This is a genomic window from Pseudoalteromonas sp. MMG022 (assembly GCF_021654245.1).
Classification (GTDB): domain Bacteria; phylum Pseudomonadota; class Gammaproteobacteria; order Enterobacterales; family Alteromonadaceae; genus Pseudoalteromonas; species Pseudoalteromonas amylolytica.
Map to the genome: position 1 here is coordinate 146066 of NZ_JAKFZQ010000008.1, position 22291 is coordinate 168356.

Annotated in this window: 25 protein-coding genes; 8 read left to right on the top strand and 17 right to left on the bottom strand. The window is 43.2% G+C overall.

The window, feature by feature from the left end:
- The first annotated feature begins 43 nt into the window (after positions 1-43).
- From arsC to L1070_RS09675, 3 genes are read left to right on the top strand one after another with little or no spacing between them, the layout of a single operon-like run.
- Positions 44-391, top strand: coding sequence for an arsenate reductase (glutaredoxin) (gene arsC / locus L1070_RS09665; RefSeq protein ID WP_070986792.1), 348 nt, complete (start codon positions 44-46; stop codon positions 389-391).
- Positions 391-942: an NAD(P)H:quinone oxidoreductase gene (wrbA, locus tag L1070_RS09670; RefSeq protein ID WP_237125402.1), complete on the top strand. Its 552-nt coding sequence runs from the start codon at positions 391-393 to the stop codon at positions 940-942. The genes arsC and wrbA overlap by 1 nt, the downstream gene beginning before the upstream one ends.
- Complete coding sequence (locus tag L1070_RS09675) at positions 939-1379, top strand: DUF2069 domain-containing protein (protein ID WP_237125403.1); 441 nt, start codon at positions 939-941, stop codon at positions 1377-1379. The genes wrbA and L1070_RS09675 overlap by 4 nt, the downstream gene beginning before the upstream one ends.
- A 32-nt stretch (positions 1380-1411) precedes the next feature.
- Here the strand turns inward: L1070_RS09675 and L1070_RS09680 are convergent, their stop codons facing one another.
- Positions 1412-2743: an ankyrin repeat domain-containing protein gene (locus L1070_RS09680; protein ID WP_237125404.1), complete on the bottom strand. Its 1332-nt coding sequence runs from the start codon at positions 2741-2743 to the stop codon at positions 1412-1414.
- A gap of 196 nt (positions 2744-2939) precedes the next feature.
- On the opposite strand from L1070_RS09680, the gene L1070_RS09685 reads away from it, so the two are divergent.
- Positions 2940-3104: a DUF2897 family protein gene (locus L1070_RS09685; RefSeq protein WP_083330591.1), complete on the top strand. Its 165-nt coding sequence runs from the start codon at positions 2940-2942 to the stop codon at positions 3102-3104.
- Positions 3105-3147: 43 nt separating this feature from the next.
- On the opposite strand, the gene L1070_RS09690 is transcribed toward L1070_RS09685, so the two are convergent.
- Together L1070_RS09690 and bamC are read right to left on the bottom strand one after the other, a co-directional pair.
- On the bottom strand, positions 3148-4521 hold the full coding sequence (locus tag L1070_RS09690; RefSeq protein WP_070986788.1) for a YjiH family protein: 1374 nt from the start codon (positions 4519-4521) through the stop codon (positions 3148-3150).
- 69 nt (positions 4522-4590) lie between these two features.
- Positions 4591-5652: an outer membrane protein assembly factor BamC gene (gene bamC / locus L1070_RS09695; protein WP_237125405.1), complete on the bottom strand. Its 1062-nt coding sequence runs from the start codon at positions 5650-5652 to the stop codon at positions 4591-4593.
- Between the two features lie 345 nt (positions 5653-5997).
- Between bamC and L1070_RS09700 the strand changes: the two genes are divergently transcribed.
- Entirely contained in the window at positions 5998-6531 is a 534-nt protein-coding gene (locus tag L1070_RS09700; RefSeq protein WP_237125406.1) for an ACT domain-containing protein, read from the top strand.
- An 8-nt stretch (positions 6532-6539) separates the two neighbouring features.
- Positions 6540-7010, top strand: coding sequence for a thioredoxin-dependent thiol peroxidase (bcp, locus tag L1070_RS09705; protein WP_237125407.1), 471 nt, complete (start codon positions 6540-6542; stop codon positions 7008-7010).
- Between the two features lie 63 nt (positions 7011-7073).
- On the opposite strand, the gene queE is transcribed toward bcp, so the two are convergent.
- Complete coding sequence (gene queE / locus L1070_RS09710) at positions 7074-7739, bottom strand: 7-carboxy-7-deazaguanine synthase QueE (RefSeq protein ID WP_070986784.1); 666 nt, start codon at positions 7737-7739, stop codon at positions 7074-7076.
- Positions 7740-7861: 122 nt separating this feature from the next.
- On the opposite strand from queE, the gene queC reads away from it, so the two are divergent.
- Both queC and L1070_RS09725 read left to right on the top strand, forming a co-directional pair.
- Positions 7862-8521, top strand: a complete 660-nt coding sequence (gene queC, locus L1070_RS09715; RefSeq protein WP_070986783.1) for a 7-cyano-7-deazaguanine synthase QueC — start codon at positions 7862-7864, stop codon at positions 8519-8521.
- A 307-nt stretch (positions 8522-8828) separates the two neighbouring features.
- Positions 8829-9236, top strand: coding sequence for a lysozyme inhibitor LprI family protein (locus L1070_RS09725; protein WP_237125408.1), 408 nt, complete (start codon positions 8829-8831; stop codon positions 9234-9236).
- 56 nt (positions 9237-9292) lie between these two features.
- Here L1070_RS09725 and L1070_RS09730 read toward each other — a convergent pair whose 3' ends face one another.
- The 13 genes from L1070_RS09730 to rpoE all read right to left on the bottom strand — a co-directional run bounded on the left by L1070_RS09730 (position 9293) and on the right by rpoE (position 22053).
- The gene (locus tag L1070_RS09730; protein WP_237125409.1) at positions 9293-9898 is read right to left on the bottom strand and encodes a hypothetical protein; all 606 of its coding nucleotides are present in this window, start codon (positions 9896-9898) and stop codon (positions 9293-9295) included.
- A gap of 14 nt (positions 9899-9912) precedes the next feature.
- Entirely contained in the window at positions 9913-12585 is a 2673-nt protein-coding gene (locus L1070_RS09735; RefSeq protein ID WP_237125410.1) for a YHYH protein, read from the bottom strand.
- A 161-nt stretch (positions 12586-12746) separates the two neighbouring features.
- Positions 12747-13595, bottom strand: coding sequence for a kinase (locus tag L1070_RS09740; protein WP_237125411.1), 849 nt, complete (start codon positions 13593-13595; stop codon positions 12747-12749).
- Between the two features lie 56 nt (positions 13596-13651).
- Positions 13652-14386 carry a pyridoxine 5'-phosphate synthase gene (gene pdxJ / locus L1070_RS09745; protein WP_237125412.1) on the bottom strand — a complete coding sequence of 245 codons (735 nt, stop codon included), beginning with the start codon at positions 14384-14386 and terminating at the stop codon, positions 13652-13654.
- Between the two features lie 4 nt (positions 14387-14390).
- Entirely contained in the window at positions 14391-15080 is a 690-nt protein-coding gene (recO, locus tag L1070_RS09750; RefSeq protein WP_237125413.1) for a DNA repair protein RecO, read from the bottom strand.
- Positions 15081-15980: a GTPase Era gene (gene era / locus L1070_RS09755; RefSeq protein ID WP_070986776.1), complete on the bottom strand. Its 900-nt coding sequence runs from the start codon at positions 15978-15980 to the stop codon at positions 15081-15083. It lies immediately after the preceding gene.
- Complete coding sequence (gene rnc, locus L1070_RS09760; RefSeq protein WP_070986775.1) at positions 15970-16647, bottom strand: ribonuclease III; 678 nt, start codon at positions 16645-16647, stop codon at positions 15970-15972. The genes era and rnc overlap by 11 nt, the downstream gene beginning before the upstream one ends.
- Positions 16648-16649: 2 nt before the next feature.
- A complete protein-coding gene (gene lepB / locus L1070_RS09765) occupies positions 16650-17588 on the bottom strand; it encodes a signal peptidase I (protein WP_070986774.1) in 939 nt (312 codons plus the stop codon).
- Positions 17589-17601: 13 nt separating this feature from the next.
- Complete coding sequence (lepA, locus tag L1070_RS09770) at positions 17602-19389, bottom strand: translation elongation factor 4 (RefSeq protein WP_237125414.1); 1788 nt, start codon at positions 19387-19389, stop codon at positions 17602-17604.
- A 68-nt stretch (positions 19390-19457) separates the two neighbouring features.
- Positions 19458-19907: a SoxR reducing system RseC family protein gene (locus L1070_RS09775; RefSeq protein WP_237125415.1), complete on the bottom strand. Its 450-nt coding sequence runs from the start codon at positions 19905-19907 to the stop codon at positions 19458-19460.
- On the bottom strand, positions 19904-20854 hold the full coding sequence (locus tag L1070_RS09780) for a MucB/RseB C-terminal domain-containing protein (protein WP_070986771.1): 951 nt from the start codon (positions 20852-20854) through the stop codon (positions 19904-19906). Before L1070_RS09780 ends, L1070_RS09775 begins: the two co-directional genes overlap by 4 nt.
- Before the next feature lie 4 nt (positions 20855-20858).
- Complete coding sequence (locus L1070_RS09785) at positions 20859-21470, bottom strand: anti sigma-E factor RseA C-terminal domain-containing protein (RefSeq protein WP_070986770.1); 612 nt, start codon at positions 21468-21470, stop codon at positions 20859-20861.
- A 1-nt stretch (position 21471) separates the two neighbouring features.
- Positions 21472-22053 (bottom strand): RNA polymerase sigma factor RpoE, encoded by a 582-nt coding sequence (gene rpoE, locus L1070_RS09790; protein WP_070986769.1) that lies wholly within the window; start codon positions 22051-22053, stop codon positions 21472-21474.
- Positions 22054-22291 lie beyond the last annotated feature (238 nt).

The following is a 22291-nucleotide window of genomic DNA, read 5'->3' on the forward strand; positions in this document are numbered from 1 at the left end:
GAGTACATCCTTTAAAATAAGCAAAAAATTATCAGGACCAATTATGTCAGTAACTATTTATCACAATCCTCGTTGCTCAAAATCTCGTGAAACACTCGCATTGCTTGAAACAAAAGGTGTTTCAGCAAACGTAGTTGAGTATTTGAAAGAACCGATTAGTTTAGAAACGTTGAGTAAATTACTCACACAACTAGGCTTTGATTCGGCTCATCAACTTGTACGCAGCAAAGAGACGCTATACAAAGAGTTGGGGCTGAATAAAGATACTGATGAAACGATATTACGCCAAGCTATGATTGACAATCCAAAGCTGATTGAGCGCCCGATCGTAGTTAACAACGATAAAGCAGCGCTAGGACGTCCACCTGAGTCTGTGTTGAATATCCTTTAATGGTTACTGTTGTTGTTCTATACCATTCAAGCCATGGCTCAGTTGAAGCCATGGCACATGAGATCAGTGATGCGTTAGAGTTTCACGGTGCGAATGTCAAACTCAGAACTTTCGAGAAAAAACATGAACACCAGCAAATTATCAGCAAAACTGACCTTATCGAATGTGATGCTTTAGCGTTTGGCACCCCAACACGATTTGGCATGATGGCTGCTCAAGCAAAGGCTTTTTGGGAAACCACTAGCGACCTATGGCTCAAAGGTCAGCTTATTGATAAGCCAGCATGTGTGTTTTCTTCTTCCAGTAGTATGCACGGTGGTAACGAAGCCACCCTACTCAACCTATCTCTACCACTACTGCACCATGGTATGATGTTGCTAGGCGTGCCGTACGATGTACCAGAGCTGTTAAGTACGCGCTCGGGTGGTACACCTTATGGCGCGACGCATGTCGCTGGGAGCGATAATTCCAGTGAACTCAGTGAATGCGAAAAGAAAATTTGTCGTGCCGTTGGTACTCGATTATTTAATATTGCAAGTAAACTAAAATGACGAAACCTATTAAACAGCCCATCACCATAACCTATCAAAGACTGGCTTTGTTTGGCTATATAGGGCTATTACTCCTTATGCCAATTTGGCTTTTTATAATAGCTCCCCGTGAAGGTTATAGTAATGGCTTTATATTTACGATTTACATTTTACCGTTGTTACTGCCATTAAAGGGCATTATTCAGGACAAGCCGTACACCTACGCGTGGGCAAACTTTATTGTCATGATTTACTTTATTCACGGCTTAAGTTTATTGTGGGTCGCGCCAGATGAGCTGCTATGGGTTATCTTGGAGCTGGTATTTGCAACATCCATGTTCGTTGGGTGCACTTACTATGCTCGCCACAGAGGTCAAGAGTTAGGCCTTAAAATACGCAAGCTCAAAGATGAACTGGCCGAAGAAAAAGCAGCCCACCAGAATGATAAAGAAGACTAGCATGCAAGCATAGAGGTTAAAGTAGTCGTACTTTAACCTCTGAAGAATGCGCTCAGAATTAATAAAGCAAACAAAACTTGGACGCTGACACTCAACCAGCTGATTGCAGTTAACCCTTTCAGTGACCAAGGGTGAGGCAGGTTAGGATATAACTGTCCGCGCCTTACGTTACGTGCGAATATAAACAACAGTAAGCCTACAGCGGTTCCTCCCCATACAAACAAGGACTTGTCTTCCACTTGCTCGCTAAAAAATAACGCCAACTGTATTGGTAGTAATAGGCTAGCTAAAGCATAAAGAATATGAACCTGTTTAATTTTTAACAGTTTTCCTTTTTCAGAAAGCTCTTTGATACCATGCTGCTCTAAGGTCTTCTTGGCAACCAGTGCTGAAGTCTTCATAGCTAGGCGATAAGGACTCTGACCGTGTATGTCTGTTTGTGTTGCGTTTACTCCCGAAGCGATCATTAAATCAATCATGCTGGCCAAATTAGACATTACTGCAAAGTGCATCAATGTCTGGCCCTGCTCATCACAGTCATTGATGTCGTGGTATGCAATGAGTTTTTCCACCACATTCACAAACCCCTTTTCCACCGCCCACATAAGCGCCGAACGCCCTTGTTCATCACGCACACTACCTTGGGCACCTTGTGCCAACAAACCCATCAGTTTGGGCTGTTTAACATCATCAAGCATGACTTGAGCCAGTAGAGCTTGTTCTAGCAGGAGTGATATTTCTGCTTTGTCATCAAAAAGCAGCTCTAAAAGCGAGTAGTATTCTTCACCTTGTAGTAGCTTATCCGTTGCAAGCGTAGCTGTCTGCGCTCTATCTCGGATACAGGTTTCAATATGCTGTTCGATTGCTGCTCGAAATGCCTCATGCTCCCACGCAGTGATCACTTCCTGCGCCGTAAGTGACATGTTAGCAGCTAGGCACCATTCAAATACTTGTTCATACTTTAAACTCACCAATAATTCGAAAAAATTGGGAAGTGTAGTCGAGCCGATTTGTAGTGCTAAGTCACTGTACTGAGCAAGGCGCTCCAACAACATAATACTGATCGCTTGACGCGTCATACCCGACTGTTCGATGTGATCAAACAACTGTTGCGTATAAGCCTGCTGCTGTTCGTCATATTCATCTATATGCTGAAAATAACAAGACTCAAATGGCTCAAGGGGTTTTAGCCACTGCAAGTAAAATACGGGAGGAAGAATGGTTGTCTCAACACCTTGTTCATCTTTACTCGTACTGCAACTTGGCCAAGATTCCAACGCATCTAATATAAATGCCCCATTTTGTTCTATTAACCCACGCAGTAGTAAAGGGTACTGAGACGGCCACAGTAAAACATGTTCCATGAGCGAGTTATTCACCTTATTCAAAACCAAATTTACGATCTGTATCAGCCTAAGTGCTTTAGTCTGACTGTTGGGTGAATGATACCAACATCGCAATAAAAATGCTTAACAAATCTTGGTGTTTAATATGTAGTTTCATATCTTAACCTTAAGCCGTTACAATATCTGAGTCACAGGCAGCCGCAAAGGTAAAACCATGTTAGAACAATTAGAAACTTGGCACATCGTGTTGATCATCGCGACGGTTATTGCTGTCATATGGAGCAACATCGCATTGCTCAAGTACTCTGCTAAATTTGATTTGAAAGGAAAACTAGATAAGCAGACAAAGCCTGACAAAAATAATACAGATAACAAGTAACGTGGTGGCTGAACACCCAAAGTGTTCAACCACACAAAATTGCCTAACCAACTAACCAATGTGCCATCAAAGCAATCACAGGCAGGGTTACTAAGGTACGCAAGATAAAAATCGCAAAAAGCTCCAATAGGTTAACTGGGATCTTGCTGCCTAATAACAAGGCCCCCACTTCAGACATATAGATCAATTGAGTGACACTCATCGCAGCAATGATAAAGCGAGTAACATCGCTTTCAATATTGCTCGCCGCCAGAATTGATGGAATAAACATATCAGCAAAGCCAACCACGATGGTTTGCGCAGCCTGTGCAGCTTCAGGCACATTTAGCAGCTCTAAATAAGGTACAAATGGCGTACCCAACACTTGGAAGATAGATGTATGCTCAGCAACAATCAACGCTAATGTTCCCACCGCCATTACCACAGGTAAAACAGCGAATAACATATCAAGTGCGTTACTTACACCTTCTTGTACTGTGCCTTTTACACCCGGTGCTTTTTGCGCTTTTGTGAGTGCTACATCAAGTGCATGTTTAAATAATGTTTTTCCTTCAGGCACCGCTTCTGCATCGCGATCAGGCATCGTATCATCAATGTATGTATTGCTTTTAAATCTAAGTGGAGGAAGGCGAGGCACTATGATTGCAGCAACAAAACCCGCTAAACATACGGTCAAATAAAATGGTGCGAACAGATGCTCTAACTTGACCTGACCTATCACCACTAAGCAAAATGTAATAGACACCGCTGAAAAAGTCGTACCTATGATTGCCGCTTCTTTTTGTGTGTAGTACTTGTCTTCATATTGACGAGCGGTCATCAAAATCCCCACACTACCATCGCCTAACCAAGATGCCACACAGTTCACAGCACTGCGACCCGGCACACCAAATAATGGGCGCATTACTTTAGTTAACAAGGTACCAACTAGCTCTAATAAGCCGAAGTTGAGCAGCAGAGGCAACAACAATCCTGCTAAAATGAATACCGAAAACAGCACAGGCAGCAAATCATTTAAAACCAAAGCGCCCGTATGTGAAGAGTTAATAATACTGGGACCGACTTGGAAATAAGTCATTAAAATGAACACCATGCCGACTAAACGCGTTACTAGCCATACCCAGCTGACTTCAAACAAATGTTTAACTAGAGAGATTTTCATCAATGGGGCTGGTTTTACAAACTTCACCAATAAGCTCATGATACCTGTTGTACAAATGACAAAGAGAATCAAGGTATCGACGTAAGGGCCAACAAACCCTTGTAGAGATTTTGCCATGACGGCGATAGGAATGGTCATTGCTTCCCCTATCGCAACGGGGGTCATAAATAAAAATACCCCAATCAAAGAAGGAACAATAAATGCGAAAAGCGTGCGCCAATCAGGCGTCACTGTACGACTTGTTTGTGTTGTCATTATATTTAGCCTACAAAAACAAAGAAAAGAGCCTAAAGCTCTTTTCTCAATTAAAAAACGACCAACTGATTAAATAGTCAGGCCTTTATCGCGCAATACTTCTACGAGTACTTGTTGTAACTGCGCCATAACATCTGTATCTAACACATCTCCTTGCGCATCTCTCCAAGTAATGGACGTGCTCCCGTCTTTTACGGTGGCAACTGAAATCTTATAGTCGCCGCTTTCAATTGGAAGTTGTACTGCCTCATCACCCCAGATAGAATCCCAGACACTATCCTGTGGTTTTTCATAACGAGTTGAAATCAAACCATTACCTCTATCGATCTTGATAATAGTGAAGTTCACTCGTTCTAAAAATCCAGCAAATCTATCGATAACAATATCACGTTTCTGTTCGGTGATCATTGCACCGTTGCCGTCGTCATCAAACCCTGATACCAACGAAAGTACACCTTGTTGCTTTCTCATTTGTACTTCTAGCAGACGATACAAATAGTCAAACTCCGCCACTACTTCGTTCACGGCACGCACTTCTAATTGTTGCTTCAATAAATCATTAAGTGGCGCATTGTCGCTGCGATAATCTAATAGTTCAGCTCGTAACGAAGCGGTTCTTTGGTGCTCCTTTTGCTCAACCGTGAAGCGAACTTTCTGTTCAGAGACAATAACATCATCTTCCCAAAACCAACCTTCAACGGGTTTAATAAGTGAATACCACCCTGTTGTTACAAAGCCTTGTTCACGATTGTCTTGCTCTAGCGCCACTGTATGTCCAGCCATCACACTATCAACAGCCTTCCAAATGAACGCTGGCAAGTCATCAATGCCATCATTTTTATCAAAATAAACTCTAGCTTCGCCCTCATTTTCTTCTACCCAACTACCTTTAGCTACTGTCAACACCTGTTGCGGTGGACGGTAGCTTTTAGCCACTGGGTCACTATCGAAACTTGCTACTGGCATTTTATAAGTAGGATCTTGTGATGGCTGCTGTAGGTGTGCGGGTACCTTAACGGGCTCGTTTACACGATAATTGCGCTTGTGATGCGCATCGTTAGTAAAAACACTACATCCAGATAAACCAATTAATACGCTGAAAGCCAACGTTTTTGGGATCCAATACTGCACTGATTATTCTCCTTAGCAGACCCGTTAATTTTTATTTCATTACTATGAGTAGGGAATGCTGGTTTGGTTCACTGTCAATTCGAAAAATTCCTAAGATGACAACTTCATTAGGAATGAATAGGTTAGTTGTTATCAACCGAAAAATTTGCAACTATGGTACTTTCCAATGGGAATAAACACAAGAAAGCCTTAAAATTATCCGCTCAGTACCGTAAGAAATCCTAAAACAGGCATGTTAAGCGCCAAGTTCTGTGGTACTATTTTTGGTTAAATATCAATTATCCACTGTATTCTTCATGGCACTTTGTATCGATAGAGTACATTTACAGAGGTTAGGTTTCATTAATGACTGCATTTGCCAATCAACAACTGGTGTTAACCGCTATAGGTGAAGACCGCTCAGGGATAGTGAGTGAGCTAACGCAACTTGTAAGTGACTGTCACTGTAATATCATTGACAGCCGTATTGCTATTCTTGGTAACGAGTTTACATTTATTATGTTACTTAGCGGAGATATGTCCGCTATCAGCAGGGTTGAGCACAGCCTACCAGTTAAAGGAATGGAACTTGGCCTGTTGACCATGATGAAACGCACAAGCTCTCACCAACAAGGTGATTTCAGTGCGGGTTATACGCTCGAATACCAAGGTCTGGATACTCCTGGCACGTTGAGCAAAGTGACGCGCTTTTTTGCGGAGCAAAAGGTGAGCATTTGCTCACTTAAATCAGACACATTCGAGCAAAATGAACAATTACATATGCGTTGTGAGCTGGAGTTTAATATTCCCAGCAGTGTCGATTTAGATAAATTTAAAATTCAATTTGAAGATCTTTCTCACACATTAAACGTAGATTACATTTTAAGACGAATTCGCTAAGGATTGACATGAAAACACTTACCGCAGGCGAGCAAGCGCCACTATTTTCATTACAAAACCAAAACGACGAAACCGTTTCTCTGGCGACTCTGTTGGAGCAAAACCAAGTACTTGTGTACTTTTACCCAAAAGCGCTAACGCCAGGTTGTACTGTACAAGCTGAACAATTACGCGACCACAAATCTGAGCTGGCACAACTCAACACGGTAGCCGTTGGCATCAGCCCCGATCCTGTGAAAAAGCTGAAGAATTTTGAAAACAAAAAAGACCTTAATTTTGACTTGTTGTCAGATGAAGACCACGCCATTGCCGATGCATTTGGTGTGTGGGGTTTAAAAAAGTTTATGGGCAAAGAGTATGATGGAATCCATCGCATCAGTTTTTTAATCGGCCAAGATGGTAAAATTAAACACGTGTTTAATAAGTTTAAAACCAAAGACCATCATCAGGTTGTGATTGACTATCTACAAAGTAACTAACCTGAGTACATCACTAAAAAGGCGCTTATATAAGCGCCTTTTTGCTATTTATTACCTGTGGTTTTAGTTGATGCCAATATATTTATGAACCTGCACCGACAGTCGCCAGTTCTTTTTCATGCAAGTATCAATCGCCAGTTTGGTCGCTTTGGCCTTTTGACTGATGGGCTGCAAATAAACCAGCTTAGGTGTGACACCGGTTTGTTCAAATAAGGCTTCCAGTTCTTCTACGTGTTTTTGCATCGCAACTGGATGCTTGATTTCGTCGGCCCTTTGCATCGCACTGGCTAAAACCTCATAGCCACCACGCATGTTGATTTTTGGCGACACTGTCACCCAAGTTTGCTCTGGGACTTTAATTTCAAACGTACCGCTAGTTTCAATTTGGGTACTATAGCCTTGCTGATGCAAGCGCTCACACAGCGGCACTAAATCAAACATACAAGGTTCACCGCCAGTGATCACCACATGCTTTGCTAAATAGCCTCGTTGCTGGAATAGCTCAATTATTTGCTCGGCATTGGCCTCGGCCCACCACTGAGAGTCTGTTTTTTTCTCGACCGTACCATCTAACGAAATTTTATATGTCGGATCAATCTCCCAAGTTTGCTTAGTATCACACCAAGCACAGCCAACAGGACACCCCTGTAGTCGTAAAAAGATTGATGGGACGCCGGTGTAACTGGCTTCACCTTGAATGGTTTCAAAGATTTCGTTTATTTTGTACAAAACAGCTCCGTAACAGCTTCACAAACTCAAAAAATCGCCAATGAAAATTGTTATTTCCACGGCGGCCGTGTAGTATATCGCGCCCTGACGTAAACCTCTATCAAAATCGAGGCAAAACACCTATGAGCGAAAAAGTCGTTGTCATTTACTCCGGTGGTATGGATTCATACACCGTTCTTAACAAAGCAATTCGTGCTGGCTACGAAGTCTATGCGCTGTCTTTCAATTACGGTCAACGCCATGTAAAAGAGCTACAAGTAGCAGAGCAAGTCTGTAACAGTCTCAATATCGCTCATAAAATTGTCGATATCTCTACAATCAACCAACTTATTGGTGGCTCGTCATTGACCGATGACATTGACGTACCAGAGGGTCACTACGAAGAAGAAAGCATGAAAAGCACCGTGGTGCCAAATCGTAATATGATTTTGCTCTCTTTGGCGGTAGGTTATGCTGTGTCTCTTAAAGCCAACAAGGTATTTTACGGCGCACACTCTGGCGATCATGCTATTTATCCCGACTGCCGCCCCGAGTTTGTAAAAAAAATGGACGATGTATGTCGTATCGCTAACTACGAAGAAATTGAAATTGTCTGTCCATACCTAAACAACAGTAAGATCGACATTCTAACCGATGGCCTGAAAATGGGCTTAGATTACAGCGAGACTTGGACCTGCTATAACGGCAGGGAAAAAGCGTGTGGTAAATGTGGTGCCTGTCAAGAAAGACTCGAAGCGTTTGCGCTAAACAACGCACAAGACCCTCTCAGCTACGAAGCTTAAAAACAGGGAGTGATTTCACTCCCCCACACCTCTCTTTTTCTCACATAATCAACTGTAACTGTTTGCTTTTGGTCCCATAAATACCCGTAGTGCCTGCTTGCTAAGCATGTTAAGTTACCAATTTGATTTCATTGCGCAGCGAGAGCACAAATGGACTACCTAAGTATTAATAAGCAAACGTGGAATAAACGAACTCAAGTGCACTTAGAATCAAAATTCTACGATGTCGAAGGGTTTAAAAAGGGTAAATGCTCTCTCAACCCTATCGAACTTGAACAACTTGGTGAATACCCGAGGATGAAAATTGATGAGAAACAGCACCTTGATCGCGCTATTTTTCTGTGTTGGGGTGTTTGCCGACGAGCCATTGGATTGCGAAAATGCTTGGACTACGATGCAGATAAACCAGTGCATGCACAAAGAGCTGGTTGCCGCCCAAACAGTTATGGAAAAGTACTTAGCAAAGAGTATTGCGCGTTATATACAAGACCCCATCACCGCCTCATCGATTAATAAAAGCCAGATGATTTGGCTTGATTATCGACAAGCGCACTGTGGTGCCGTTTTCAATACTTGGCGTGAAGGCACAATCCGAACGGCCATGGGTTTGGGCTGTAAAATAGCATTAACGCAGCAAAGAACACATTCTTTGTGGACATCATTTTTAACCTTTGAAGACTCAACTCCAGCGTTGTTACCAGAACCGCAAAAGTAACCCACAAAAAAGCCGTGGTCTGTCACGGCTTTTTATACACAGTTAACCCAAGCATATTATTTCCATAAGGCTTGGATATACTGGCTCCCGTTCGCTGACGGGGTGAGTGTTTGTATTTGTGGTTTGGTGTAACTTACCAATACCTGCCCCAACTCCTTCGGGAAGCTGGCACTGAGTACACGAGATGTATCATGACTTGCTGCAATAAAACCATCCACTTCAACGCGCAGATAATTTTTGCGTTCAGCATGATGACTTTGCTCATGGTGTTGTGAACTTAAAACTTGCTCGGCAAGTGCACTGTGCAATAACTTTTTCAATTCAGCTGAGGTTGCAATCCTTATCTTTACAGAGTGTAACGGTTGCTGAGCAACAGACATATTCATATTGTTTCTGAATAACTCAAACAACGCTTCCCTAAACTGACCAAGTTGCTGTTCTGAGCCATTTGCCAAGTGCATCATAGACGCCGGCTTATCTTGATAGCTCATCTGCTGATAGAGCTTCGCCACGCTAGTATGAATGGTAATAAATAAGTAGCTATCCTGACGTTGCACAACTTGTGCTGTCGTCATTTGTAACCCGTGGGCAAGCAGCGGGCTTGCCCAACTAATCAACATCGCCAGCAACGCAATTTTGATGCTCTTTTTTGTGTTTACCATACGCACTCCTTGGCTCATCGACAATGCTCCGAATAAGTGTCATTCGTACCAGCTGTATCCGTGCTATCAAGACGATATCTAAACGCATAGCAATTGGCATTAGGGTCATAACCGCTGTCGCCACTTGCCAGTTGTCGGTACATGATCAGCGCTTTCTTACCTGCTGCAATGCGATTATTACTTTCACCCGGTGTCACTTCGATAAACTGCCAAGTCTTTCCGCCAAAGCTCATTGTGTCGTAGTCAGTGAGTAAGACATCATTTCCTGACCAAGACAAGTCTCTTTCTTGAACCCAATGAGGGCCACCAGGAACTGAACCTTCTTGGTTGGCTTGTGCTCTAAAGCAGCCGATACTGTATGGCGCGTCGCTGGTGCTGTAATAAACATATTCGCTGCCATCACCGTGTAAATCATATGCATTACAGTCATCAAGGGGATTACTGCCGTTTTTCACATCGAGCGGTAGATAGTTCAAATCTTCATATCGACCAGCCCCATAATCTGTACCACCTGTTGTTTTTACGCCTCCCCCCGTACCAAAATAAAGTGGTAAGCCGTCGAACATATACGCCAGCGGCAGTGACGGGTCATGACTGTCCATCAAGCAAATGGGTGCCATATGGTAGTGATAGTCTTCTCCATTGCCTGCGTGACCACCACACTGATCTATTTCCCCTAATAATACGGTGTCTCGACTGCTATAGTCTTGACCCAGTTGAGCAATCTCATCTGGCTGACTCTCTTTGGCATAGTGAAGAATCGGGATCCCCTCTACCGATACCCCTACCGCATGGTGAATATTGATGTTGCTCTGTGGCGTGGGCAAATAACTCGGTGTGATTGGCAAAGTCCAAGTAAGTTGTTCTGCAATAGGCACGCGACCTATCCAAGAGCGAATGCCTACATTTGCTTTATCACTATCTAACTGTGAACGGTAAGGTAGTAAAGTGTGGGTCGTGACGCTCATCGTATTATCACTGCAACTGACAGAAACATGGTCGCTGTAGGCTGCAAATGCTGCTGATTTTGCGGCACAAGTTGTTGCAACACTCTGTGGTACGTGTTGGTCATTGTTAGGGTTATAGCGAGAACGCGTCAGTGACAGCTTAGCCGTACCCAAAGTATGCGGGGCAATCGCATCACGAAGCGTTACAAGATCGGTCGTACTACCAGATAGGCCTAAGCTGCCCACCGACGATGAAAGTGCATAAAGCGTAATTGTATAATCATGCTCTGAAGAGTCCGCTGAACATGGCGCTGCGTATTGTTGCTGGTTATTTACACTATTGATGCCAAACACGCCAATGGCGGTTTCACCCGAGGCTAGGTTTACCGTCGCCGCAGGTATATCATAAACCGTCCAGTATGAATGTGCTTTTGAAAAGTCTCCTGCATCATTTGGATTTGGAAAATGATGCATTGAAAGCGCATACGATTGAGTCTGTGATGGTGCACCACTCCATTGCAATGAAACAGATTTGCCGCCATCAGCACCATCACACGTTGCTGACAATGGCACTATGTTATCGCTTTTTACCGCTTTGCTGGTCAACTGGAAATCACCACTGTCGGTAGAATCATCATCACCTGTGCTGTCACCGATTGTGCCTCGCACTAATACTTCATTATCTAGCACTAAGTTTGAGCTCCAGATAAATTGCGCATCACTTTGAGCATCATCAAACACGGCGGTAAAGTTGGTGTATGCTTGTTTGTTATCAACACCAACCGTCTCGTTAGTATAAGATGAAGCACTTGGCCAACTACTGTCGTCAAAGTTCTCGCTCATCCAGTTCGAAGGCCTGCTCCAGTGCACACCATAAACCGCAGAGATGTCACTAACGGCTCCCGTACTACAACTTGATGACAGGCGCTGACTGCCAGACTCACTCAGACAAGTAGGATCGACAATAGGCGCTGTGTAGTAAGTTTGAGCTTTCCACTGATTGTTCGTGACGCCAACGATGTGTCCATCGCTGTCTTTGAATACAGCGACCATACCACCGTCACCAGCTGCATAGGCACTTCCCTGATTATTTTCAGTGCCTGTACCAAGTGTTTCTTCCCAATCTACCAATGCCATTGCCACTGTAAAAGGTTGCTTCACCTTAAAGCGAACAATATTCGAATTAAACTCAGTGAAAGGTACGGGGTCTTTACCAACCGCATTACCATTAACATACATCTCAAAGTAATTATCTGCGAAAATATAGGCGGTGATCACCTCACCATCGGCGTCAATCTCAATGATGTCTGTACCATCTAGTGCAGCTTCTGCCGCTGCAGCACTTGCATAGTTATGTCCTGATACATAACTATTATATAAATCTGCTGCAAATGGCATTGAGTTACTTTGGAATAGCGTATCAGCAGGTACAATCCAACTTTGCTGACCACTATCAGTGATAGAACCCACGGCTGACACACGGCTCCCTGACGGAAACAAATTAGCTGTAGTTGTCGTTGCAACACCTTGTGTTATGGCACCAGAACCACTGTAATTACTATTACCTGAGTTATCATCGCCTGAATCGCCATCATCTGGCGTATCACCCGAATTATTATCGCTAGGAGGATTGACGTTGCTAGAGTCGCTTCCAGAACCACCGCATCCAGTTAACAACGTGATGGTTAACAAGCCCAATAGCAGACTTGCGCAGAATTGTTTGCTTAGCTTTATCATCATATTGCGCCTTAATACTTATTATTAGGGAAGTAATTAAGCTAAGCACAAAATGTGGATGAATTATGCACAGGGCAAGAAAATAATACTGGTCGGATGAACCAAGATGATACAAAAGAACCAATAAAGGAACGAAAATCTCCACAGCCCTTAAAGCTGTACTGCTACATTAGCGACTCAACTGCAAATCTATGGTTTTCTCGAACCTTGACGTGTAAGTCACAGCACTGCGGTAAAGATTCAACCCCCCACTCTGTGAGTCTTTGAAAGTATTGTATAAAATCATATACTTGGCTCTTTGTCATACCGACCTTTGCTTTTGTAACAAGCTGTTGTTCTTGTTTCAGTCGCCATTCAAATACGCGCTCAAAACTTTCAACATTGAGGTAGATAAGCTTATCCAAGCCAGCAAAAGCACTGTGATATTCTCCCCCTAGAAACTGATTTACTTGGGTTCTAAACTTACCATTACTATCTTGTCGTCGTTCAAAGTCATTCACATTGCGATGTAATCGTTCATCTGGCTCTTTGCTGAGCCCTAAGCACCACCCTTCAAGAAGTAATATTTCAAGCTTGTCTTCACACTTTAACCATTTGTGTTTTGGCTCGGGGGTATCTGTTGACTTATCAAAACTTGGTAACGTAATTGGTTTTTGATGCTTAAAGTCACGCAATATGGACTGAAGCATAGCCACATTATGTGTGCCTGGCACACCGCGAGTTTTGAATAGTGGATGATGTTGGTTTGCCACTTTTTCACGTTCAGCAGGTGATAGATAAAAATCATCGAGCGACACACTGCGCGCCGTATAACCTAAGCTGCGTAAATACACTGCCAAAAATGCCGCTAGCGTTGATTTACCAGACCCCTGAGCGCCATTGATGCCAATACACAGTGGCTGTGGGGCTGACTTGACTAAATCCCGTAGCCATATACAAATAGGTTGAGCATCTTCAACATAATTAGGAGGGAGTTGATGTTGTACGATAAAGTGTTGCTGCCAAGGCGTCATGCTTTATTCCTTTGACAAAATAAAAGCCACAAAAGTGGCCCCTATATTTGTAAACCTTATGCTTGTCTTGCTTCAAGCATCAGACGCTTCATGTCTCTGACTGCTTTTTCCAGGCCATCAATTGCTGCACGCGCGACGATTGCATGACCAATGTTTAACTCATAGATCTCTGACATTTGCGCGATTGGTTTAACATTATGGTAGTGCAAACCATGACCAGCATTAACAATAATACCTAAGCCATGCGCATACTTAACACCTTCACGAATACGTTCTAGCTCTGCGGCTTGCTCTTGATCGTTGTGCGCATCCGCATATGCCCCCGTATGAATTTCTATGTAAGGGGCACCTGTTGCCTTAGCTGCATCTATTTGAGCTTTGTCCGCATCAATAAATAACGAAACTTTAATGCCTGCATCAGCGAGTACTTTAACCGCGTCAGTTATCTTCTGCTGATTACCAAGTACATCCAAGCCACCCTCGGTGGTAAGCTCTTCACGTTTCTCTGGTACTAAACATACGTACTCAGGTTTAACTTCTTGGGCAATTTTAAGCATTTCATCAGTTACAGCTATCTCAAGATTCATACGGGTTTGAATCGTTTTTGCCATTACGTATACATCTCTATCTTGAATATGGCGGCGATCTTCACGCAAATGAATCGTAATACCATCAGCCCCAGCATGTTCTGCCACGCTTGCTGCATGGGCCGGATCAGGATAGCTGGTACCACGTGCTTGTCTCAGCGTCGCAATGTGATCCACGTTCACGCCCAATAAAATATCTTTCATAGCCTTACCTTGATATAAATAATTCTCGGCTTTTTAAAGCCTTGTTTCCTAATAACGGTTTCAATAAATGCCGGCTGAGATGTTTTGCCGCTCTTCGCACCGGAGGCTTAGCAAAATCATGCTCGGCCATCGCCAGCAAAGCAGCACCTGCAAAGCCATAATGTGGCATGTTTGTTGGCACAAACCCCTGCTCTGGTAAATATTGATAACTTAAATTTGCGCTAACGGGCTCACCGTAAGCATCGATATCAAACTCCACTCCAAACCCAAGCAAACCAAGTAATTGAAATTCATAGCTACGTAACACAGGCTCTACATCGACTTGCTTTGCCAATGTCGTTAAATGCTGTTGATAGAGCGTAAATACCTGCTCTTGAGGTTCATTACGTGGCACAATCCGATAGGTCAGCTCGTTTAAATAAAAGCCGCAATATAGCTGCTTACCATGTAATGATAATGGATTTTGTGCCAGTTCAAAGGAGTTTAGGTATTTTAAATCATGGCGACCGCCATATTGAGCAAGAATCGGTGTGAAAGGTCTTAAGTGGGCATTATGCTTAAGCGCTTGCCGCCCTTTGACTCTTGCAATCATGCTAAGGTGTCCAACCCCTTCAACAAGTGTATTAAGCATTAACTGCGAGTCGCTATGAGCTCGCCGATGCAATAAATACACTTGTCGAAAGTCGTTTTGCAATCAGTCTTCTCCGTATCCTAAGCTGCGCAGTGCTCGTTCATCATCAGCCCAACCAGACTTCACTTTAACCCACAACTCTAAGAACACTTTGTTGTCCAACATGCTTTCTAAATCTTTACGTGCTTCACGGCCTATTACTTTGAGCTTTTCACCCTTATTACCGATCACCATTCGCTTTTGCGACTCGCGCTCAACCAAGATCAAGGCATTAATTTGCCACACCCCATTGTCTTGCCATTTAAACTGCTCGATTTCTACGGTAACTGAATAAGGAAGTTCATCGCCCATAAAGCGCATCAGCTTTTCACGAACAATTTCGGCGGCTAAAAAACGCATTGAACGGTCAGTCACATAATCTTCAGGGAAGTAAAACTCACACTCTGGCAAACGAGAACGTACCGCTTCTTTCACAAGATCGATATTTTTATTCTGCTTTGCAGAAACAGGAACAATACCAACAAACTCACCTTGCTCAGACAACCATTGCATGTGCTTAAGCACTTCTTCATGCTCTTTAACCTGATCAACCTTGTTCATTACTACAAGGACGGGGCGACCACTTTGCTTAACTTTGTTAAGCACCATCTCGTCGTCACTATTCCAAAGTGTACCTTCAAGTACAAAAATTATGAGCTCAACATCGCCAATTGAACTAGACGCTGCACGGTTCATTAAACGGTTGATAGCGCGTTTTTCTTCGATATGTAATCCCGGGGTATCCACATATACCGCTTGGTAATTATCCTCGGTATGGATACCCATGATGCGGTGACGAGTAGTTTGCGGCTTCCGCGAAGTAATACTTACTTTTTGCTCAACAATTTTATTTAATAGCGTTGATTTACCAACGTTTGGGCGACCAACAATGGCAACCATGCCACAGTGTGTATTAGGCGTCATTTTTTAATATCTTCAATGCTTTTTCGGCAGCTTTCTGTTCCGCTTTACGACGAGAGCTACCTACTGAAATTATGCTCTCCATCCCTTCCACAATACATTCGACCGTGAATGTTTGGTTGTGTGCTTGGCCCTTTGTATCTATTACAGTGTAGCCTGGCAGTGGTAATTTGCGCGCTTGCAAATACTCTTGTAGTAAAGTCTTAGGGTCCTTTTGATTATGACCCGGTGAAATGGCTTCTAAACGTGTGTTGTACCAAGTTAAGATCAATTCACTACAAGTATCTATATCTGAATCTAAGAACACAGCGCCAATAATTGCCTCTACTGCGTCCGCTAGAGTTGACTCGCGACGAAAGCCACCACTTTTTAGCTCACCTGGCCCCAATCTTAAATAGTCACCCAAATTAAACTCTACACCAAACTCAGCTAACGTCTGACCTCGAACCAACGTGGAGCGCATACGGCTTAAGTCACCTTCGCGCGCTTTTGGAAATTGATGATACAAGGCATTGGCGATTACAAAACTCAAAATTGAATCTCCAAGAAATTCTAATCGCTCGTTGTGCTGGCCCTTGTGACTGCGGTGCGTCATAGCCTGCTCAAGCAATGCCTCGTTGTTAAAGTGATATCCTATCTTACTGTATAATTCTGCTACGTTTCTTTTCATTGTTACTGAATATTACCTAGGCGTCCAAAACGAACACCAGTTGGAACCCAACCTGGAAGTAGGCTATCTGGGCCATTTTCAAAATCAAAACTCATCCAAATAAAGACAGCTTTACCGACAAGGTTTTCCTTAGGAACAAATCCCCACATACGGCTGTCTTGGCTATTGTTACGGTTGTCACCCATAGCAAAATAGCTGTTCTCTGGTACAATCCACTCGTCTTTTCTAGTACCAGGTTGTTGCGGACGATAGCGCTCTACAGGTTCAATTGCTTGAGGATTGATAAGTATATCATGCTGTACATCCGGCAAGCTTTCTGTCAAACGAACCAACGGCATTGAACCTTGCATATATTCATCGTTGTTAACGATATCTAGCTTTATTTTATTATACTCGCCACACACTAAATTGCCTTGCTGTTGCTCACCTTGAGCACATTTAGGCTTAATATAGAGTTGGCGATTACGATAAACAATGTGATCTCCTGGAAGACCAATCACACGCTTGATAAAGTCAATACGCTCATCCAGAGGAAACTTAAAAACAGCAACGTCCCCACGTTCAGGCTGGCCTACTTCAACCAGTTGCGAACGCCACACTGGATCTTTGATGCCATAAGCATATTTTTGTACCAAAATAAAATCGCCATCCAGCAACGTTGGCATCATTGAACCTGACGGAATTTGGAAAGGTTCAAAGATAAATGAGCGAAAAATTGTGATCGCTGCGATCATTGGGAAAATAGACTTAGCACCTTCTATGATGGCAGGTTCAGGTGCTATTTGTGAGATAACATCTTCATCTAGTGGTTGCTCTGAAGCACCTTGAGCTATCGCAATCCGTTGTTTTCTCTTCGGTGCATAAAGCAGGTGATCTAGTAACCAAAGTAAACCTGAGCCTATGGTTAGTACCACCAAAAATATTGAAAAATAGCCTGCCATTAAAAATTTCCTGTTATTTGCCCACTTTTAATATGGCAAGAAACGCATCTTGAGGAACTTCAACGTTACCCAACTGCTTCATGCGCTTTTTACCTTCTTTTTGTTTCTGAAGTAGCTTTTTCTTACGACTTACGTCACCGCCATAACATTTTGCGATTACGTTCTTACGTAGTTGTTTTACTGTTGTACGCGCGATCACATGACCACCGATTGCGGCTTGAATCGCGATATCAAACATCTGACGAGGGATCAGCTCTTTAAGTGCATCTGCAAGTTGACGTCCACGGCTTTGCGCGCCGTCACGGTGTGCAATGATAGCTAAAGCATCAACTCGGTCACCATTGATAAGAATATCAACACGTACCATATCAGAGGCTTGGAAGTGCTTAAAGTTATAATCAAGCGACGCGAAACCACGGCTAGTAGATTTTAACTTGTCAAAGAAGTCCATCACTACTTCGGCCATTGGTAACTCATACGTTACCGCAACTTGTTTGCCGTGATAAGCCATCTTGGTTTGCATGCCGCGTTTTTCAACACACAAAGTGATCACGTTTCCTAAATATTCCTGAGGAACTAGGATATTCGCCTCCACAATCGGCTCACGAATTTCGAGAATATCGTTCACAGGCGGCAATGCCGATGGATTATCTATCTGGATAGTGCCGTTTTTCGTTTCAATCTCGTAAATTACCGTAGGCGCTGTGGTGATCAGATCCATATCGTATTCACGCTCTAAACGCTCTTGGATGATCTCCATGTGCAACATACCAAGGAAACCAACACGGAAACCAAACCCCAGCGCGGTAGAATTCTCTGGCTCGAAAAATAACGAGGCGTCGTTAAGGCTCAACTTATTAAGAGCATCACGGAACGATTCATAATCGTCAGAAGAAATAGGGAACATCCCCGCATATACTTGTGGTTTAACACGTTGGAAACCAGGTAAACGCTCAGGGGCTGCGTTCTTAGTTAAAGTAATTGTATCACCTACAGGCGCACCGTGGATATCTTTGATACCCGCTATCACATAGCCTACTTCGCCTGTTTTCAAAATACCGGTATCTTTCTGCTTTGGCGTGAAAATACCGACTTTGTCCGCAATGTGGGTTTGCCCTGTCGACATAATCTTAATCTTGTCACCTTGACGTAATTCACCATGCTTGATGCGCACAAGTGAAACAACCCCTTGGTATGAGTCAAACCAAGAGTCGATGATCAATGCCTGAAGCGGTGCCTCGGGGTTTCCCTCTGGTGGCGGTACATCACGTACGATATTTTCTAAAACATCTTCAATACCTAAACCTGTTTTAGCACTACACTGCACAGCATCAAGCGCATCGATACCAACGATGTCTTCAATTTCTTCAGCGACGCGTAGTGGGTCGGCTTGAGGTAAGTCGATTTTGTTTAGAATTGGAATAACTTCTAAATCCATTTCAATTGCGGTGTAACAGTTGGCTAGGGTTTGTGCCTCTACGCCCTGACCTGCATCCACAACTAATAGTGCACCTTCACACGCAGCCAAAGAACGTGATACTTCATAAGTAAAATCAACGTGTCCTGGTGTGTCGATGAAGTTCAACATGTATGTTTCGCCATCTTTGGCAGTGTAATTTAGAGTAACACTTTGTGCCTTGATGGTAATACCGCGCTCTCGCTCGATGTCCATCGAATCCAGAACCTGCTGCTGCATTTCGCGGTCTGTAAGGCCACCGCATACTTGAATTAGGCGGTCAGAAAGTGTTGATTTGCCATGGTCAATGTGGGCGATGATAGAAAAGTTACGGATATGCTTCATATACTGGATTCTAAACTTCTATTAAGTCACTAAATGGATTAAAGCGCCGATTTTACCTGTTATTTAACTCAATCACCATCTATTTGCGTCACAGCCATGCTAATTGGGTAAATTTTTACCACTTTTACATCATGTTTTATCGACTGAACGCGCTTTTTAGCGAACAAGTAGCCTAAAAAGCCACCAGCTAACGCCAAAAATATCTGCCAAGGTTCACTAAGAGCTAACCCGAGTGACGCAATAAACAAAAATATAAATGCCATCATCAGAGGCAACATATAAACATAGAAGGCGTGATTGACGACTTTGGAGTCATCTAGACTGAGTTTAACTTTTTGGCCAATTTCCAAAGTGTTATCAACCTTTATTGGAAAAGTCTTGTTGTGAGTTCCAAAAAGTTTACTAAAGACTTGTGAGCCGCATTTACCATTACAGCCTTCACATGCAGGCTTTTGTTCGGCTTTCAAATAGGCTGTAGTGCCAGAAACTGACACCACAGTTAGGGTTTGTTCAATCATAGCGGTCGCTTTACTGACTCAGCTATACTTTTTGCAGTCATCGCAGGGATGTTGCCCACCACAGACACATCAAATGCGCCGGAGTTGTGAACATATACAGTCGTTGCACCAGAGGACAATGCACCACTTGGCCTTTGTCCTGGCAGCGGACGCTGTACAAATACCGAGATATCGACTAACCCGTCAGAAAACAAATAGTAATCAGCCAATTCATTATTCAAATCTAACTTATGTCTGTCTGATTTTAACAATTTAAACCCCTCTGGCAACCAACCTATTTGCCAGTTATTTTGCAATGTATCATCTTTGCTTAATTTCAAAGCGGGTAATGGTGTTGGAAACTTTCTTTGGGTTAGCTCTAGCAGTTGCTCTGCAGGTTCTGGTGTTACACTAATATGAGTAAGCTGCAGTTGCTCTAGCAACTCCCCTTGCTGATTCACGTATGCGGCTTTCAATAATAAAGAAGACTGGGTATCAATCCATAGCCAGTAGTTATACTTACTGCTATCTTTAGCTTCGACCCTAACAAGCTGTGCTGGCCTGCCCGCAATTCGACCTTTGCCTCCTAATACAAAGTCATAATGCTCTAAAAGTGCACTGACATCTTTAAAAAGTACTTCAGGGATTGGACCTGCTATTGAGTCGGTTCTCACTGAGTAAGGCGCGGATTGGGGTTCATAATAAGTAACTAGATCATCAACTCTGACGATTTCTAAACCGGCTCCGTTAAGCAAACTTAGCAACTCTAATTCTTTGTTTTCGTGTTTTGCATGAACCCAACGGTAAGGCTCCATGCCTTTACCTTTGAGGACCACAAAAGAAGCATCAAAATTTCTATTGTGGACCGCTGAGGCCATGTTTTGTAGTAACTGTCTGGCAGAAACAACTTCCTCAGCATGTACCCATGAAGCCAAACATAGACCTAAAATACAGGCAAGTAATCTCATTTAACTACTTCTTTTCCTCTAATTGTTCTGACTCAACTTTGCTTTTTTGCTGTAAAGCGTAGGCAACTCGAGACTGTCTTTGATGCTCAAGTACAAGGGCACCAATGCGTTGCTGCTGTAAATCGCGAATGCCCTTCTCAGCGCTTTGCAATGCTGACTGCTCAGTTGAAAAGCTAACAGGCGCTACGCCACCCGCTAAAGGTCGAGACTGTAAAACCGGCATTTCGTCCATTGCAGGGCTGCTTTGTTGTGGCATCGTGTTGACACCAAGCACGGCGACCAGCGCAACACTTGCTGCTATTGCCATTTGAGAAATTGGTCTGCGCCAAGCGCTTAGTTTTACAACTTTGGCACCTTGATCAACTTGCTCTTGATACTCACTTTGCAGATTGAGATTATGGCATGGCTCATTTTCTAATGCTTCTGCCACCTTTGCAGTAATATCAATGCTAATACCACCCGTTTGAGCTTCACGCATCACGTCACCTATTTGTGCATAGCGCGCAAACTTACTTGTGTCTATGTTACTCAAAGATGACTCGTCAAGCTGCAAATCTCCATCAAGTGCGGATGATGCCAACTCTTGTGGTGATTTTTTGAGGTTCGCTTTTGTCATGTTATGACTCACCTATTAGTGGGTTTAAATTGTTATCTATTGCTTCTCGCGCTCTGAAAATTCGAGAACGAACAGTACCAACTGGGCAATCCATTACCACTGCAATTTCGTCGTAGCTCATTCCTTCGATTTCTCTCAAGGTGATCGCTGTTTTTAAGTCATCAGGCAAACCATCGATAGTTGCAAATATCACCGATCGTACCTCATCACTTAGCAATAAGTTTTCCGGAGATGCATTTGAGCGTAATTGCTCAGCGCCATCATAAAATTCAGCTTCTTCAGCATCTACATCGTTGGCTGGGGGTTTTCGCCCTTGAGCCACCAAATAATTCTTCGAGCAGTTAACCGCGATACGATACAACCAAGTGTAAAACGCACTTTCCCCCCTAAAGTTGGGGAGTGCGCGATACGCTTTGATAAACGCTTCTTGCGCAACATCTGCTACATCACCGTGGTTTGACACATAACGTGAAATCAGCGCGGCGACCTTATTTTGATATTTGGCAACTAAAAGGTTGAAGGCATTTTTATCTCCTTGCTGAACCCGCTTAACCAGTTCTAAATCCAAATCCTGCTCGCTCATTCGAGCCGGTACTCCTCTTTGTTATCGTTATAACTTAATGTTTCGTTGCCATTATTTACTGCTACTCTGACTAGGCCATGAATAAAAAGTTCTGTTTTTTTGATATTTTTTTTAAAATAATGACATTCAGCATATCTGACACATACATTATCGTGTAAATACCACTCACATAAAGCCCATTTGGTTTGGCCCAATTAGGTGTATAATAGCAAAAAATGTTGCATCTAGCTGTATGTAG

Excerpts from the sequence above, each read along its gene's own strand:
- L1070_RS09730 (WP_237125409.1), bottom strand. The coding sequence starts at position 9,898 with ATGGTAAACACAAAAAAGAGCATCAAAATTGCGTTGCTGGCGATGTTG.
- L1070_RS09690 (WP_070986788.1), bottom strand. The coding sequence starts at position 4,521 with ATGACAACACAAACAAGTCGTACAGTGACGCCTGATTGGCGCACGCTT.
- queC (WP_070986783.1), top strand. The coding sequence starts at position 7,862 with ATGAGCGAAAAAGTCGTTGTCATTTACTCCGGTGGTATGGATTCATAC.
- L1070_RS09785 (WP_070986770.1), bottom strand. The coding sequence starts at position 21,470 with ATGACAAAAGCGAACCTCAAAAAATCACCACAAGAGTTGGCATCATCC.
- era (WP_070986776.1), bottom strand. The coding sequence starts at position 15,980 with ATGACGCCTAATACACACTGTGGCATGGTTGCCATTGTTGGTCGCCCA.
- L1070_RS09700 (WP_237125406.1), top strand. The coding sequence starts at position 5,998 with ATGACTGCATTTGCCAATCAACAACTGGTGTTAACCGCTATAGGTGAA.
- bcp (WP_237125407.1), top strand. The coding sequence starts at position 6,540 with ATGAAAACACTTACCGCAGGCGAGCAAGCGCCACTATTTTCATTACAA.
- L1070_RS09780 (WP_070986771.1), bottom strand. The coding sequence starts at position 20,854 with ATGAGATTACTTGCCTGTATTTTAGGTCTATGTTTGGCTTCATGGGTA.
- L1070_RS09725 (WP_237125408.1), top strand. The coding sequence starts at position 8,829 with ATGAGAAACAGCACCTTGATCGCGCTATTTTTCTGTGTTGGGGTGTTT.
- pdxJ (WP_237125412.1), bottom strand. The coding sequence starts at position 14,386 with ATGAAAGATATTTTATTGGGCGTGAACGTGGATCACATTGCGACGCTG.
- L1070_RS09735 (WP_237125410.1), bottom strand. The coding sequence starts at position 12,585 with ATGATGATAAAGCTAAGCAAACAATTCTGCGCAAGTCTGCTATTGGGC.
- wrbA (WP_237125402.1), top strand. The coding sequence starts at position 391 with ATGGTTACTGTTGTTGTTCTATACCATTCAAGCCATGGCTCAGTTGAA.
- rpoE (WP_070986769.1), bottom strand. The coding sequence starts at position 22,053 with ATGAGCGAGCAGGATTTGGATTTAGAACTGGTTAAGCGGGTTCAGCAA.
- L1070_RS09775 (WP_237125415.1), bottom strand. The coding sequence starts at position 19,907 with ATGATTGAACAAACCCTAACTGTGGTGTCAGTTTCTGGCACTACAGCC.
- L1070_RS09675 (WP_237125403.1), top strand. The coding sequence starts at position 939 with ATGACGAAACCTATTAAACAGCCCATCACCATAACCTATCAAAGACTG.
- arsC (WP_070986792.1), top strand. The coding sequence starts at position 44 with ATGTCAGTAACTATTTATCACAATCCTCGTTGCTCAAAATCTCGTGAA.
- rnc (WP_070986775.1), bottom strand. The coding sequence starts at position 16,647 with ATGAAAAGAAACGTAGCAGAATTATACAGTAAGATAGGATATCACTTT.
- lepB (WP_070986774.1), bottom strand. The coding sequence starts at position 17,588 with ATGGCAGGCTATTTTTCAATATTTTTGGTGGTACTAACCATAGGCTCA.
- L1070_RS09740 (WP_237125411.1), bottom strand. The coding sequence starts at position 13,595 with ATGACGCCTTGGCAGCAACACTTTATCGTACAACATCAACTCCCTCCT.
- lepA (WP_237125414.1), bottom strand. The coding sequence starts at position 19,389 with ATGAAGCATATCCGTAACTTTTCTATCATCGCCCACATTGACCATGGC.
- L1070_RS09680 (WP_237125404.1), bottom strand. The coding sequence starts at position 2,743 with ATGGAACATGTTTTACTGTGGCCGTCTCAGTACCCTTTACTACTGCGT.
- L1070_RS09685 (WP_083330591.1), top strand. The coding sequence starts at position 2,940 with ATGTTAGAACAATTAGAAACTTGGCACATCGTGTTGATCATCGCGACG.